Below are 13,377 nucleotides of genomic sequence, written 5' to 3'. Positions count from 1 at the left end.
TGACTTAGAAGCTAAGTCGAAAGGCAGCTTCCATAATGCGCGGATCACCAGCGGCAATCGCCTGCCCGAAGTTAGCCGCACCATACTGAGTAGAAATACTGGTAATGTTCGGGTGATTGAAGACGTTGAATGCCTCTACGCGAAGCTCCGCATTGAAGCTCTTATAGATAGGAAACGCCTTGGTCGCCGACACATCGAAGGAGACCTCCTTCGGCCCGACGATGGAGCCATTGCGGGCGTTGCCGAAGAAGCCATAAGCGGGCTTCCGATACGTCCCCGTGGGATTGACAAAGTAGTTCGGCTCACCAAGCCCAACCTTGCCGCTCCCATGGTACTTAGGCGCCAGCACCTGGTCAGGCCGAGTCGATAAACCAGCATCTCCATTCGTATTACTCGGTGTCAGAGCAAATCCACTCTCGATAATCGCCAGACCGGAGAGCCCCCAGCCCGAGAGAAACTCATGCTCAAGAAAGTTAGTTGAGTTTTTGAAGAAGGGTAACTGGTAAACAATAGCCGAAGTAAAGACATGGGTTCGGGCATAATCGGGGCGACCATACTCCGAAGCGATATCATTCGAGTTCTGAAAGGTCGCCGCAGAGTTATAACCGACTCCGCTGCCGCCATTGCTCCCCGGATTAGAGGGAACCACATCCGAAAGGGACTTCGCAAAGGTATAAGCAGCATTCAAAGTAATACTGCTGGTGCGGTAGATAAACCCCGACTGAAACGAGTGATAGTTACCACTCCCGCCACTCATTGTTGACAGAATCTGATCGTATCCCTTGTAGGGGCGGTAGTAGGCCCGAGCATTTGTCCCTGTATTCAGACACGGATCAAACTGAAAGGTAGACGATGGAGCCGGGGTCGTATTGTTCTTCAACGCGGACTGGCTGGTAAGACAGCTTGTAGTTTGGGGACTGAGAGAGTTAGTCGGAAAGTTAGCATCCAACTGCGTTGAAAGTGTGTGCTGCTGCGTATTACCGGCATACGCAAGAGAAAGCACACCATGAGGCACAATCTCGCGCTCCAGCGTCAGGCTAAAGGTCTGGATGAGCCCCGCGCGAAAGTCATATCCAACAGCCTGCAACGACTGCACACTAGCCGCAGCAGGTGTCCCCGCAGAGGGATTACTCAACAGGCTATTTGTGATATTGATGTTCTTCGTATAAGGCGGATTGGGCAGCAGAATAATGGTGTTCTGCTGATTGACCTGGGTGTAAGCAATGCCATAGCCACCATGCACCGAGGTCTTTCCATCGGCAGTAACCCGATAAGCAAACCCAACACGCGGAGCAAAGTAACTCTTGCGTGGATTGATAATTCCAGCCGGCACACCATTCTGTCCTGCGATCACTAACCCATTGGTCAGATTAGCATTGGCTCCCGTCGAGGTTGCCGGAACACCGGAAGCATTCGTAACGAGCGAGCCATTGGGATTGACGACAGGTGCCTGGGCTGGATCAAAGGTGCTCGCGCTGAAGTTAGCGACCTGGTTTCCCTCACGCGTCGTTGGGCCATAATAAGTCCAGCGAAGACCAAGATTGGCAACAAATCGCGGAGTGACGTGGTAGTCATCCTGCGCATAACCTTCGAACCAACGATAGTGGAAGACACCCGCCCTTTGCTGGTTGATCTGAACGAACGATGCATCGAGCCCCAGCAGATAATCCGCCGCAGGATCGCCAGTATGCACCCCTGAGAAGACAAAGTTCCCCTGCGGCACATTCCCGGTCGCCACATTGGCGCGCGTAATGCCGATCATATAAATTCCGCCAAACTGCAAGGAATGTTTCCCCTTTAGATAACTGAAATCATCGCTAATACTGCCGATTCCGTTATTACTGTAAGTCGGATAGGCACCCACTCCGAGCCAGTTCCATCCGCCGTTTATCTGCATACTGGGGATACGATTCAAAGGGTCCTGCCCCAGCGGCAGCGGAATATACGTCCCTACGGGAACAGTATAGTTTCCACTCAGTGCATTTTTGGCCTTTAGAAAGACCTCCGATATCTGCGCATTGTTAGTGATATTCGATGTAGGCGTAAAGGTCCAGCGAGCCATCGCATTCAAGCCCTGACTGTAGTTTGAAGCACCCGGATCCGGAGCAGGATCGTTGTAGTTACGAGCAGCCAATTGAATATTGGCCTCTTCGTACATATAGCGCCCCATGATTTGGTTCTTTTCATTGATCGTATGATCCAGACGATACAAGACACTACTATCGAAGAGCCGTTGGGCCTTCGTATTGACGTAGTTATTGAACTGACCAGGGACTACCGCATTCGGCAGAGGAAAATAAGCATTCATCAACGAGACGGCCACCGGGTCGAAGCAGCTTTTGTTAATTTGATTATTTGCTCCAATACACGTTGCCGGATCGACACCACGCGAAGCCAACAATGCCTGACTATTGGCATCGATTGCAAGGTTCCCCGTGCGCGTAGGACTGGCACTAAAGTCACCGTCGCGCATCGTCTGGGGGAAGAAAGCACGCGTCAGAGACTGAGAGGAGTTAGTCAAATGCCACTCACCTGAGGCAAAAAAGAATGTTTTAGCACGGTCGTTGTTATAAATCTTAGGAATAAATACCGGACCGCCCAGCGAGTAACCAAAGATATTCTGATGCAACCCGTAGGGAGTCCCCTGTTTATAAAAAAAGTTTTTAGCAGTGCCCAGATCATTGTTGCGAACATAGTCAAAGACAGTGCCATGAAACTGGCGGCCACCGCTCTTAGTCTGAACCAGAATCTGTCCCGACCCGACGAAGCCATAGTTAGCACCGTAGTTCCCCTTGAGGACACGGAACTCCTGAATCGAATCCATCGTGGGTTGGGCGAATAAGTTGAGACCGGCCGAATCATAGACTCCATCAATAAAGTAAGCCGTCTGCTCCACCGAGGTTCCACCGACGCTGATCTGCACCTGAGCGCTAGAGGAAGCACCACCAACCGTCAATTGGTTGGCTCCCTGTACCGAGGTAACACCGGGAACAATCGTGGCCAGTGTCTGGAAGTTTCTACCATTCACCATCAACTGCGAGACTTCTTTACCAGGAATCGTACCGCCGCTTTCGCTGGTTTCGGTCTGCACGGAAACGGCGTCGGCCGTTACTGTTATCTCCGATGTCACATCGCCCACCGTAAGTACTGGATTTACGCCCAGCACAGTGCTAGGGGCAAGATGAATTGCCTGAACATTGCTCTTCTCAAAACCCGCTTTTGTGATGGTGAGCTTGTAGTCTCCACCCTGAAGTGACTGGGCCGAATAAAATCCATTTTCATTACTAATCTCAGTGCGAGCCACTCCAGTGCCGACATTCGTAACAGTTACCTGTGCACCAGGCACGACAGCACCCGTAGCGTCAGTGATAGTTCCCTGCAGCGTGCTCGTACCTGCGCTCTGCGCCAATGCAGTAGGCATCGTGAGAGCAAATATCAAGACAATCGTGAGATAAGCAACCTGTAGCCTGGGCCGCGCCAGGTCCTTCAACTTCGACGGTATAAGACACATTCCCGGCATAACATCCTCACTCAGTGGATACTGGCAGCCGCTTGTAAACGGCTTATCTGAACTGCTGCGTAACCCTAGGAGTTGGGATATGGCTTGTCAACGGTGTTTCCTGTCGGTCTGTATAAAGTGCTCCACATTTCGGAACACAATGGCCTGTGGGCCTGTACATTGCCGGACAGAATAACGGCGATAATCCGCAAAAATCGGGAAATTCGCGGTATTTGAAGTTTGTTTTTTATATCTGAATAGGATATGGAGTCGTCTGCCGTATTCCATAACATGGAACACACATTTGGCATACGGATATCAGCCAATGAACCTTGGCAATGAGACCAGGGTTATTGCAAGCAGGCAGTCCTTACATCAGCTCATGGCTAATGACGACGTGACTGGCAATGCTCGTTCTATTCGAGGCGCAATCTACCCTAAGCCGAAGGTCTATCTGGAGCAGGCATCGTCGCGCAGAAATCATTGAGAAAGCGCTCCCCGTACTCCTCCACCAGCGCCTTCACCCTATCCTCCGAGTGCGATCTCACGATCACTCCCGCATGGTGTCTGCGCTCGAGCCGCATCGAGACCTCCGGGTCAGCGTATGCCGACAGGTCCGGTCTCTCCTGCCGTGCCAGGCAGATCATGCTCCCGGCAAAGTCATTGCGCAACGAGGGCAGCATATACGCCTCTCCCTTCGCCCTGGCTACTTCCAGCCGAGCCCACTCAACCCACGGGTTGATCCCGCGTGCAAGCTCGATCACATCGGAGATGTGCGCTCCACCCACGCGGGCCGCGCTCTCCAGAAAGTAAACCCGTCCATCGGCCTGCGCCCGGATGAACTCCGTGTGACTCACTCCGGCCTCCAGTTGCAACGCCTTCAGAACCGCGCGGTGCACTTCGGAGATCGCCCGCGCATCGGGCGAATCCGCCGCCAGCGTTCGCGTCGTAAACACGCCGCCGTGGTGCATCGTCTGCATCGGCGGCTTGCCGTACTTGCACGGAGCCTCAAAGATCAGCTCGCCGTTCCAGGTAATACCCTCGGCGTGAAAGACCTCACCGGGCACGAACCGCTCCATCAGGTAGTGGCTCTGCATGTCGCCCAGCGTGTCTAATATCGGCCAAAGCTCCTCGGAAGAATGAACCAGCTTGATCCCAAGCGACGCGGCGTTCGTACGCGGCTTCAGCAGCCACGGCCCCTGCGTCCACGCCATAAAGGAGCGCAGATCGTCGTGCCGCAGTACCCGTGTAAACTCCGGCACCAGCACCCCGGCCCTCTGTGCCTCGGTGCGCATCGCCAGCTTGTCGCGGAAGAACCGGGTCTTCGACTGGTTCATCCCCGGCAGCCGCATGTGCTCGCGCAGCAGCGCCGCTATCTCCAGGTCGAACTCATCCAGAGCCACGATCCTGTCGATCCGCAGCGTGCGCGCAAAGAAGGTGACGGTGTTGAGAATCTGCTCCTGCGTCAGCCCCGACGGCATCGTGAAGAAGTTCGCCAGAACATCCTTCGGCCAGTCGCCGTCGCGCAGCTTATCCACCGTCAGCAGCGACACCGAGCATCCCAGCCGCGCGGCCTCCCGCAAAAACGGCTGGCCCTTCTCATAGGTGCTCATGCAAAAGATCGCAGGTCCCGTTCCGCTCATCCCACCCTCCGGCCCGGGCCTGACTCTTATACGCGGCCCTAGTCCTTCATCATTGCTTCCAACCGTTCGATCCACAGCTCCGGCCCCAGCGTCTTACGAACCCCTTCCTCAATGTTGTGGAAGTCCTTCGTATACCCTGCCCGCCGCAGCGCCGCGATATCCGCCTCGGTAAAGTGCTGATACCTGTTCTCCAGATCCGCTGGAAACGGTATGTACTCGATCTTTCCCTGTCCCAGCACATTCATCACCGCATGTGCCACTTCATTGAAGGTATGCGCCGCTCCTGTGCCTGCGTTCACTACCGCCTGCACCGGCTCGACCGGACTATCCGGCACCAGGCCCGCGAAGAAGAGGTTGATGTCCACGAGATCGTCAACGAAGACGAAGTCCCGCCGCTGCTCCCCATCGCCGTAGCCGCCTGAACCCGCGAACATGCGGATGGTGCCAGTATCGGTCAGTTGCTTTGCAAAGTGATGAATCACGCTCGACATGCGGCCTTTATGCTGCTCGCGCTTGCCGTAGACGTTGAAGTAGCGCAGCCCCACCACCGTGCTCTTGATCGTCGGCATCAGCTTGCGCACATAGTTGTCGAAGACCAGCTTCGAGTAGCCATAGATGTTCAGCGGGCGCTCGTTCACCTCCGCCTCGGCGAACTTCGTGCTCAACCCGTAGGTCGCCGCAGTCGACGCATAGACCAGCGGAATCTCGCGGTCGAGCGCAAAGTGCAGCACCTCCTTCGAGTAGGTGAAGTTGTTGTCCATCATGTAGCGCCCGTCGTCCTCGAGCGTGTCCGAGCACGCGCCCTGGTGCAGGATCGCGCGAATCTTCACATCGTCGAACGCACCCGACTTCAGAGCCTCGCGGAACTCCACCTTGTCCATGTAGTTCGTAACACGCGCGCCGCTCAGGTTCATAAACTTGGGGTGCGCCGGAATCTTGGGCACGCCCAGGTTGTCCACGACCAGCAGATTCGTCTCGCCCATCCAGCTAAGCCGTTGAACGATATTGCTCCCGATAAACCCCGCACCACCTGTAATCACAATCATGGAAAACTCGCCTCTTCTATTTGGACTCAGCCTTCGTATTTAGCCGAGCGTACTCAGCTTCTTCACCAGGTTCGTGGTGGAAAACCCTGCAACCGTGGGCACAATCTCCACCCGGCCGCCCGCCGCGATAACCTCCTGATGCCCCACCACCGTGTCGATCGTGTAGTCTCCGCCCTTCACCAGCACATCGGGCAGGATGCTCAGGATCAACTCCATCGGGGTGTCCTCCTCGAACAGCACCACGGCATCGACCGCCGCCAGCGCCGCCATCACGCGGGCGCGCTCCTTCTCTCCCACAATCGGCCGGGTCGGCCCCTTCAACCGGCACACCGAGCTATCCGCGTTCAGCCCCAGCACCAGCTTCGATCCAAACCGGCGGCAGTCCTCGAGCAGCGTGATATGGCCCACATGCAGCAGGTCGAAGCAGCCATTCGTAAACACAATCGACTCGCCCGAAGCCCGCCACTCGGCCACCCGTTGCACCAACCGCTCACGGTCCAAAATCTTCTCGCCCGCACCCAACCCCGAGCTGGGCGTCAGCTCGGCGACGATCTCATGCGTCGCAATCGGCACCGTACCCACCTTGCCCACGACGATCCCGGCGGCCACATTCGCCAGCTCCACCGCGCTCTCGCGCTTCAGCCCACCGGCGATGCCCGCGGCCAGCGTCGCAATCACCGTATCCCCCGCACCCGAGACATCGAAGACCTCCCGCGCCCGCGACGGAGAGTGATACGTTCCCTCGGGGCTCAGAATGCGGATGCCCTTCTCACTCAGCGTCACGGTCATGTAGTCGAAGCCGTGCTGCACCAGCAGCCCCTGCGCCGCAGCCAGCAAGCCCGCCATGTCATCGCTGGGCACACCGGTTGCCACAGAAAGCTCATTCAGATTCGGGCACACCGTCGTCGCGCCCGCATACTTGCCGAAGTCCCGCGTCTTCGGATCGACCAGCACCGGAATCCCCCCCGCCCGGGCTGCCGCAATCACCGCCGCGCAGATCTTCTGCGTCAGCGCGCCCTTGGCGTAGTCCGAAAGGATCACGGCGTGCATCTTCCCGGTCAGCTCCGCCGCGCGCTCCAGCAGCCGCTCCAGTTCCACCTCAGGCGGAGCCTCACGGCTCTCAATATCCAACCGCAGCATCTGCTGCGTACGCCCCACGATCCGCGTCTTCGAGGTCGTCGGCAGCGTGCTCGAAACCACGCCCCTGGTATCGACATTCGCGGCCTGCAACAGCGCCGCCAGCTCGGCCTGATCGTGGTCCGAACCCCAGAACCCCGCAAGAAACGTCTGGCAGCCCAACCCGGCCAGGTTCATGGCCACATTGGCCGCGCCGCCCGGCCGCTCATAGCGATGCGCGTGGCGGAAGACCGGCACCGGGGCCTCCGGCGAGATGCGTTCCACCTCGCCCATGATGTAGCGATCCAGCATCAGATCGCCCACCACCAGCACCCGCAGACGGCTGAAGCCGCCTTCCAAAAGATTGAGGATCGAATGAAGTTCGGGAAGCATGGGAAGTCAGATCTCTCCTGAGGTTAAGGCCGACACTACCGATCCAATCTTACGACCGGCCCGGCGCACGAGCATCGAGCACACTCACGACTGCGGCCATCACCTCGTCCTGCGTAATCGAGGTAATGCACCGTTTCTTCTCCACGATACACGTCTCCAGCCCGCAGCCCGCACACTCCACCTTGTGATAGATGACCTTGTGCCCCGGCCCATGTGGATACCATACCCTAGGTATGTTACGCGCCGCGAAGATCGCCACGCACGGAACCTCTACCGTCGCCGCCAGGTGCATCGGTCCGCTGTCGTGCCCGATAAAGATCTCCGCCAACTTGAAGGCCGCGGCCGTCTCGCGCAGCGTCAGCTTGCCGCAGACGTTCACCACCGGCCCCGCGCCGGGCTGCGCACGCCATCCGTCGGCGGCAAACTCGCTGGGCTCGCTCTCCTCCGGCGCTCCCGCCAGCAGCAGGCCATAGCCCGGATACCGCGCGGCCACCTGCTCCAGCAACCCTTTCCAGTTCTCGCGGCCCCAGTCCTTGGCCTGCACCTTGGTGCCCAGACTGGCCGCGATCAGCGGCCTCCCCGCCAGTTCCCCCAGAGCCGTGCGCCCCCGCGCCAGCTCCTCCGGCGTCAGACACATATCCCAGCTCGCCGGGTCGTCCACCCGTCCATCCCCCAGCGCCGCAATGCGACGGCAGAGATACTCCGGCTCCGGTTCCAGCGCCTGATGCTCCGGCTGCCACAGGTTCTGCTGCAGTTCCTCCGTATCGGGCACGCCGTAGAACGTCCTGATCCCGCACAGCTTGAAGAACGTCACATCCCGCTGTGCCGTCTCGACGCCCCGCTTCGCCGCCAGGTAAACCATCGCCTGCGGCCGGTAGCGGACGATCCGCCACCACAGCGCCAGCAGCTCCCGCGGACTCCGCGTCCCCACCGTATACCGCAGGTAGCGGTGCACCAGCCCCGTATGCTCCAGCACCGACGCCGCCGAAGGCGCCTTCACATTCACCGGCATATTCGTCAGGTACGCCCGATCCGCCCCCGGAAACGCCCGCTCGACTACCCGCAGCGCGGGCAGCGCCACGATCGTATCCCCCAGGCTGCCCAGCCGATAGATCAACACGCGTCGAATTGGTTTTGCCATACCCTGTCTAAGCTCTCCAGTACTGCAAGAGTATCGTGTCAAAGCACTTTGGTAAGTTAATCACAGTTCCTATGTCGCCCAGCCCGGCCTATCTCAACGCCCGACACACCCTCCACCTGCACGACCAGGCCAACCAGCTCTGGCACCAGGAGACGGCCACCCCCGCCCCATCCAGTCCCCTGGACACCCTCGTACAAGCCCAGCACCGCGAGAACTTCGACCTCTGGCACGAAGAGGACAAGGCCCGCGACCCCCACGCCACCGACGCCGCCATCACCGCCGTCAAGCATGCCATCGACCGCTACAACCAGCGCCGCAACGATCTGGTCGAGGAGATCGACCTGCACCTGCTTGAGCAGGCCGAGCCGCAGAACCCCACCGCCCCCCTCCACTCCGAAACCCCAGGCCTCATCATCGACCGCCTCTCCATTCTCTCGCTCAAGCTCTTCCATACCGAGGAGCAGACCCGACGCGCCTCGGCCACCGAAGAGCACCGCCTCCGGAATCGTGAGCGCCTCGCCCTGCTCACCACCCAGCGCGACGATCTCGCCCAGTGCCTCGACCAGCTCTGGTCGGATATCCTTCAGGGACGACGTCGCTTCAAAATCTACCGTCAGATGAAGATGTACAACGACCCCAACCTGAACCCTGTCCTCTACGGCAGTTGACCTATGGAGGCCAACTAAGGATTGTCCAGTACTTCCACGGACAGTTGACCTTACCCTGGCTTCTGCGTATAAAACCCTCACAGACTTACGCGAACAACTAAGAGCGTCGTGCTGTGTTTACACATCACGTATCAGTTGAGGATCCTCATGGCGCCCACAAAATCCGGCACCCCAGTCAAACGCACCGCCCGTACCATCGCCGGCACCCACGCACCAGTGGTCGATGCTTCACGCACCCAGGCCATCGCACTCTACGAAGCCGCCCTGCGCCTCATGCAGGAGGGTAAGTTCGACAAGGCGCACGCTGCCTTCGACAAGATGCTCGCCACCAGCCCCGGCGATCTCGCCGACCGCGTCCGCATGTACATCGCGGCCTGCGTCCAGCAGATCAGCAAGGGCCAGACCACCTTCAGCAGCCACGAGGAGCGGTACGACTACGCCATCTCGCTGCTGAACGACGGCCACTACGAGGATGCCCGCGAGCAGTTCAAGAACATCCTCGAGGAGAACTCCAGCGCCGACTATGCCTTCTACGGCCTGGCCGTGCTGGCCAGCCTCACCGGCGACTCGCATACCTGTCTCGAACACCTGACGGAGGCCATCCGCCAGAACCCCCGCAACCGCATCCAGGCCCGCGCCGACTCCGACTTCCAGGACATGGCCGACGACCCCCGCTTCACCGAACTCCTCTACCCCGAAGCTTAAAAGCGCCCTCACGCCGGGGTACTTCGTACCGTTCTCGGAGCAGCATGGGCAAGTTATCGATATAGGGCCTCCCGCTGGTCGGCAGCGAGCATATTTTCTTTCCGACCAAACGGGAGGACCACGCGAAGCAGTAAAAAGGCGTGGGAACGCCCCAAGGTAAACTGATCCAAGGGCCGGAACCATCTAGCGATAGACCACTCCAGCCACATAGCTTCCAAGGTCTCTGGATGTCCCCGGCAACCCAACCCAATCCCGGCCCCCATCTCCGCGTAGTCGCCATCGGCGGCGGCACCGGCCTCTCGACGCTCCTGCGCGGCCTCAAGCGCTACGTCGCCACCCCTCCCGGCACCCTGCCGCCCTCCGACTCGCAGTGCAAGACCACTCCCTGCACCATCCGCGACCTGGCCGCCATCGTCACCGTCACCGACGACGGAGGCTCTTCCGGCCGTCTCCGCGAAGACTTCAAGATGCTCCCCCCCGGCGACGTCCGCAACTGCATGGTCGCGCTCTCCGAGGACGAGCTTCTGCTCTCGCGCCTCTTCCAATTCCGCTTCACCCACGGCGACCTCGAAGGCCACAGCTTCGGCAACCTCTTCCTCGCCGCGCTCTCGCACATCACCGGCGACTTCGCCCAGGCCGTGCAGATGTCCTCGCAGATTTTGGCCACGCGCGGCATCATCTACCCCGCCACCAACACCGATGTCACCCTGGCCGCGCTCATGGATGACGGCTCGCTCGTCCGCGGCGAAACCAACATCACCGCCAGCCGCCAGCGCATCGTGCAGCTCATGCTGGAGCCAGCCAAGGTCGATCCCCTGCCCGGCGTCCTCGAGGCCATCTCCCGCGCCGACCTCATCACGGTCGGCCCCGGCTCGCTGTACACCTCGCTCATCACCAACCTGCTGGTGCAGGGCATCCCAGAGGCACTGGCGGGCAGCCGTGCCACGCGCGTCTACGTCTGCAACCTGATGACCCAGGCCAACGAGTCGCTCGGCCTCACCGCCTCGCAGCACATCGAGAAGATCCTGACCCACGCGGGCGCGACCCGCACGCCGATCTTCGACTACGCGCTCATCAACACGGCCCCCATCTCGCCCACGCTGCTGGAGCAGTACGCCCGCGAGGGCCAGCAGCCGATCGAGCCGGACCTCGACCGCATCCGCGAGTTGGGAGTAGAGCCGATCACGGGCAACTTCCTCCACGAGGGCGACGTCCTCCGCCACGACTACGACAAGGTCACCGACCGCCTCTTACAACTAGCCTTAACCCACAAAAAGTAGTTCACGCGAAGCGTCCAAAACCGCACGAAGTGCCGCCCGCCCGGCGTTAGGGCGCTGTTGCCGTTGCTCTTGTACCTTTAGACCATGCAGATCCCCACCCTCGAAGGCCCCAGAATCCGCCTCGAACCCCTCACCCGCGCCCACCTCCCCGCGCTCGAGGCAGTAGCGTTCGACGACCGAATCTGGCGCTACATGCGCCACTGGGTCAAGACCTCCGCCGATCTGGAGCAGTGGCTCGAAGCCGCGCTCAAGCTGCCCTCGAGCCTCCCCTGGGCCACCATCCTCAAGTCGGAGAACCGCCTCATCGGCAGCACCCGCTTTCTCGATCTCGACCTCTTCAACAAGACGGTAGAGATCGGCCACACCTGGATTCACCCCGACTACCACCGTACCGGCATCAACCGCGAGGCCAAGCTCCTGCAGCTCACCTACGCCTTCGACGAGCTGGCACTCAACCGCGTCGCCTTCAAGACCCATCACGAGAACCTACAATCCCAGACCGCCATCCGCGCCCTGGGTGCTCAGTACGAAGGCACCTTCCGCAACCACAACGTCATGCCCGACGGCAGCCTGCGCCACAGCGTCTGGTTCTCGATCACGAAGGAAGACTGGCCCATAGTCAAGAGCCGCCTCACCCCCTGAACCGGGAGCAAACCTACTGAATCGAAACCAGCCCCGGCTCTTCCACCGTCCGCTTCAACTGCCCGCACGCCGCATAGATATCCCGCCCACGCGGACGCCGCGTAAACGCCGGAATCCCGCCATCGACCAGCATCTTATGAAACCGGTCCGCGGACTCCTGACTAGGCTGCTCGTACGGCACCCCCGGCCCCGGATTCCAGACAATCAGGTTCACCTTCGCGGGCATCCCCTTCAGCAGCGCGAGCACCTCCTTCGCGTGCTCCGGCTGGTCGTTCACCCCACCCAGCAACACATACTCGAAGGTCACATACTGCCGCTTCCCCAAAGGAATCGACCGCACCGCCTCCAGCAACGCCTCGATATTCCACTTACGCGTAATCGGCATCACCGCCTCGCGCACGGTATCGTTCGAGGCGTTCAGGCTGATCGCCAGATTCGGCCGCACCGGCTCCTCCGCGAACCGCCGTATCGCCGGTTCGATGCCGCTGGTCGATACGGTCATCCGCGACTCAGGAATCCCGATCTGATGCACCAGAATCCGCACCGCGTCCATAAACGAGTCGTAGTTCAAAAACGGCTCGCCCATCCCCATAAACACGAGGTTGATGCGGTCCTTACCCACCTGCACGCCATGCCGGTTGAGCACCGCCGCCACCTGACCGGCGATCTCCCCCGCCGTCAGGTTGCGCCGCATCCCCAGCTTCGCCGTCAGGCAGAACTGGCAGTTCACCGCGCACCCCACCTGGCTCGAGACGCAGATCGTGGCGCGCTTGTACCCGTCGCCGTCGGCCTCGGGAAGCTCCGCGCCGTCACCACCCGGCATCCACACCGTCTCCACAGTTTCACCGTCGGCTAGCCGCACTAAATACCGTTCCGTACCGTCCACAGACTTCGCCGTCTGCGCCAGCTCCGGCAGCCCAACGGTGTATCCCTCCGCCTCCAGCCGCTCCCGCAGTTCCACCGGCAGCGTCGTAATCTCCTCGACAGACGCCACCCGCTCACCATAGAGCGCGTCCCGCAACTGCTTGGCCCGATAGGGTTTCTGCCCGAACGACTCGATCAGCACACGCAGTTCTTCCGGCGTCTTGCCGAACAAAGCCTTCGTCTTGATTTCAGTTGCCACCCTTCAATTTTACGCTGTATTTACTGACAAAAGCGCCCTAACGCAGGGCGGGCGGCACTTCGTGCGGTTCTCGGGGCGGTATGGGTGAATTACCGACATGGGGCCTCCCGTTGGTCGGCGA

At 59.8% G+C, this 13,377-nt stretch carries 10 protein-coding genes; 4 read left to right on the top strand and 6 right to left on the bottom strand.

What is annotated here, in order from left to right:
- Positions 1–4 precede the first annotated feature (4 nt).
- The 5 genes from FTO74_RS05130 to FTO74_RS05110 all read right to left on the bottom strand — a co-directional run bounded on the left by FTO74_RS05130 (position 5) and on the right by FTO74_RS05110 (position 8,838).
- Complete coding sequence (locus FTO74_RS05130) at positions 5–3,421, bottom strand: carboxypeptidase-like regulatory domain-containing protein (protein ID WP_255462613.1); 3,417 nt, start codon at positions 3,419–3,421, stop codon at positions 5–7.
- A gap of 515 nt (positions 3,422–3,936) precedes the next feature.
- The gene (locus FTO74_RS05125; protein ID WP_255462507.1) at positions 3,937–5,112 is read right to left on the bottom strand and encodes an ATPase; all 1,176 of its coding nucleotides are present in this window, start codon (positions 5,110–5,112) and stop codon (positions 3,937–3,939) included.
- Between the two features lie 68 nt (positions 5,113–5,180).
- Positions 5,181–6,188, bottom strand: a complete 1,008-nt coding sequence (gene rfaD, locus FTO74_RS05120) for an ADP-glyceromanno-heptose 6-epimerase (RefSeq protein WP_162537177.1) — start codon at positions 6,186–6,188, stop codon at positions 5,181–5,183.
- 39 nt (positions 6,189–6,227) lie between these two features.
- Positions 6,228–7,697, bottom strand: coding sequence for a D-glycero-beta-D-manno-heptose-7-phosphate kinase (gene rfaE1, locus FTO74_RS05115; protein ID WP_162537176.1), 1,470 nt, complete (start codon positions 7,695–7,697; stop codon positions 6,228–6,230).
- 49 nt (positions 7,698–7,746) lie between these two features.
- Entirely contained in the window at positions 7,747–8,838 is a 1,092-nt protein-coding gene (locus FTO74_RS05110) for a glycosyltransferase family 9 protein (RefSeq protein ID WP_162537175.1), read from the bottom strand.
- A 71-nt stretch (positions 8,839–8,909) separates the two neighbouring features.
- Here FTO74_RS05110 and FTO74_RS05105 point away from each other — a divergent pair, with 71 nt between their 5' ends.
- The 4 genes from FTO74_RS05105 to FTO74_RS05090 all read left to right on the top strand — a co-directional run bounded on the left by FTO74_RS05105 (position 8,910) and on the right by FTO74_RS05090 (position 12,133).
- A complete protein-coding gene (locus tag FTO74_RS05105) occupies positions 8,910–9,506 on the top strand; it encodes a DUF4254 domain-containing protein (protein WP_162537174.1) in 597 nt (198 codons plus the stop codon).
- A 147-nt stretch (positions 9,507–9,653) separates the two neighbouring features.
- Positions 9,654–10,211, top strand: coding sequence for a tetratricopeptide repeat protein (locus FTO74_RS05100; RefSeq protein ID WP_162537173.1), 558 nt, complete (start codon positions 9,654–9,656; stop codon positions 10,209–10,211).
- Between the two features lie 227 nt (positions 10,212–10,438).
- Entirely contained in the window at positions 10,439–11,491 is a 1,053-nt protein-coding gene (locus FTO74_RS05095; RefSeq protein ID WP_162537172.1) for a gluconeogenesis factor YvcK family protein, read from the top strand.
- Between the two features lie 84 nt (positions 11,492–11,575).
- On the top strand, positions 11,576–12,133 hold the full coding sequence (locus tag FTO74_RS05090) for a GNAT family protein (RefSeq protein WP_162537171.1): 558 nt from the start codon (positions 11,576–11,578) through the stop codon (positions 12,131–12,133).
- A gap of 13 nt (positions 12,134–12,146) precedes the next feature.
- On the opposite strand, the gene rlmN is transcribed toward FTO74_RS05090, so the two are convergent.
- Complete coding sequence (gene rlmN / locus FTO74_RS05085; protein WP_162537170.1) at positions 12,147–13,256, bottom strand: 23S rRNA (adenine(2503)-C(2))-methyltransferase RlmN; 1,110 nt, start codon at positions 13,254–13,256, stop codon at positions 12,147–12,149.
- Positions 13,257–13,377: the final 121 nt, after the last annotated feature.

The sequence above is a fragment of the Granulicella sp. WH15 genome, assembly GCF_009914315.1.
Taxonomy (GTDB): domain Bacteria; phylum Acidobacteriota; class Terriglobia; order Terriglobales; family Acidobacteriaceae; genus Edaphobacter.
This window is presented reverse-complemented; position numbering and strand designations above follow the sequence as displayed.

Coding starts and splice junctions, on each gene's coding strand:
- FTO74_RS05130 (WP_255462613.1), bottom strand. CDS start 3,421: ATGCCTACTGCATTGGCGCAGAGCGCAGGTACGAGCACGCTGCAGGGA.
- FTO74_RS05125 (WP_255462507.1), bottom strand. CDS start 5,112: ATGAGCACCTATGAGAAGGGCCAGCCGTTTTTGCGGGAGGCCGCGCGG.
- rfaD (WP_162537177.1), bottom strand. CDS start 6,188: ATGATTGTGATTACAGGTGGTGCGGGGTTTATCGGGAGCAATATCGTT.
- rfaE1 (WP_162537176.1), bottom strand. CDS start 7,697: ATGCTTCCCGAACTTCATTCGATCCTCAATCTTTTGGAAGGCGGCTTC.
- FTO74_RS05110 (WP_162537175.1), bottom strand. CDS start 8,838: ATGGCAAAACCAATTCGACGCGTGTTGATCTATCGGCTGGGCAGCCTG.
- FTO74_RS05105 (WP_162537174.1), top strand. CDS start 8,910: ATGTCGCCCAGCCCGGCCTATCTCAACGCCCGACACACCCTCCACCTG.
- FTO74_RS05100 (WP_162537173.1), top strand. CDS start 9,654: ATGGCGCCCACAAAATCCGGCACCCCAGTCAAACGCACCGCCCGTACC.
- FTO74_RS05095 (WP_162537172.1), top strand. CDS start 10,439: ATGTCCCCGGCAACCCAACCCAATCCCGGCCCCCATCTCCGCGTAGTC.
- FTO74_RS05090 (WP_162537171.1), top strand. CDS start 11,576: ATGCAGATCCCCACCCTCGAAGGCCCCAGAATCCGCCTCGAACCCCTC.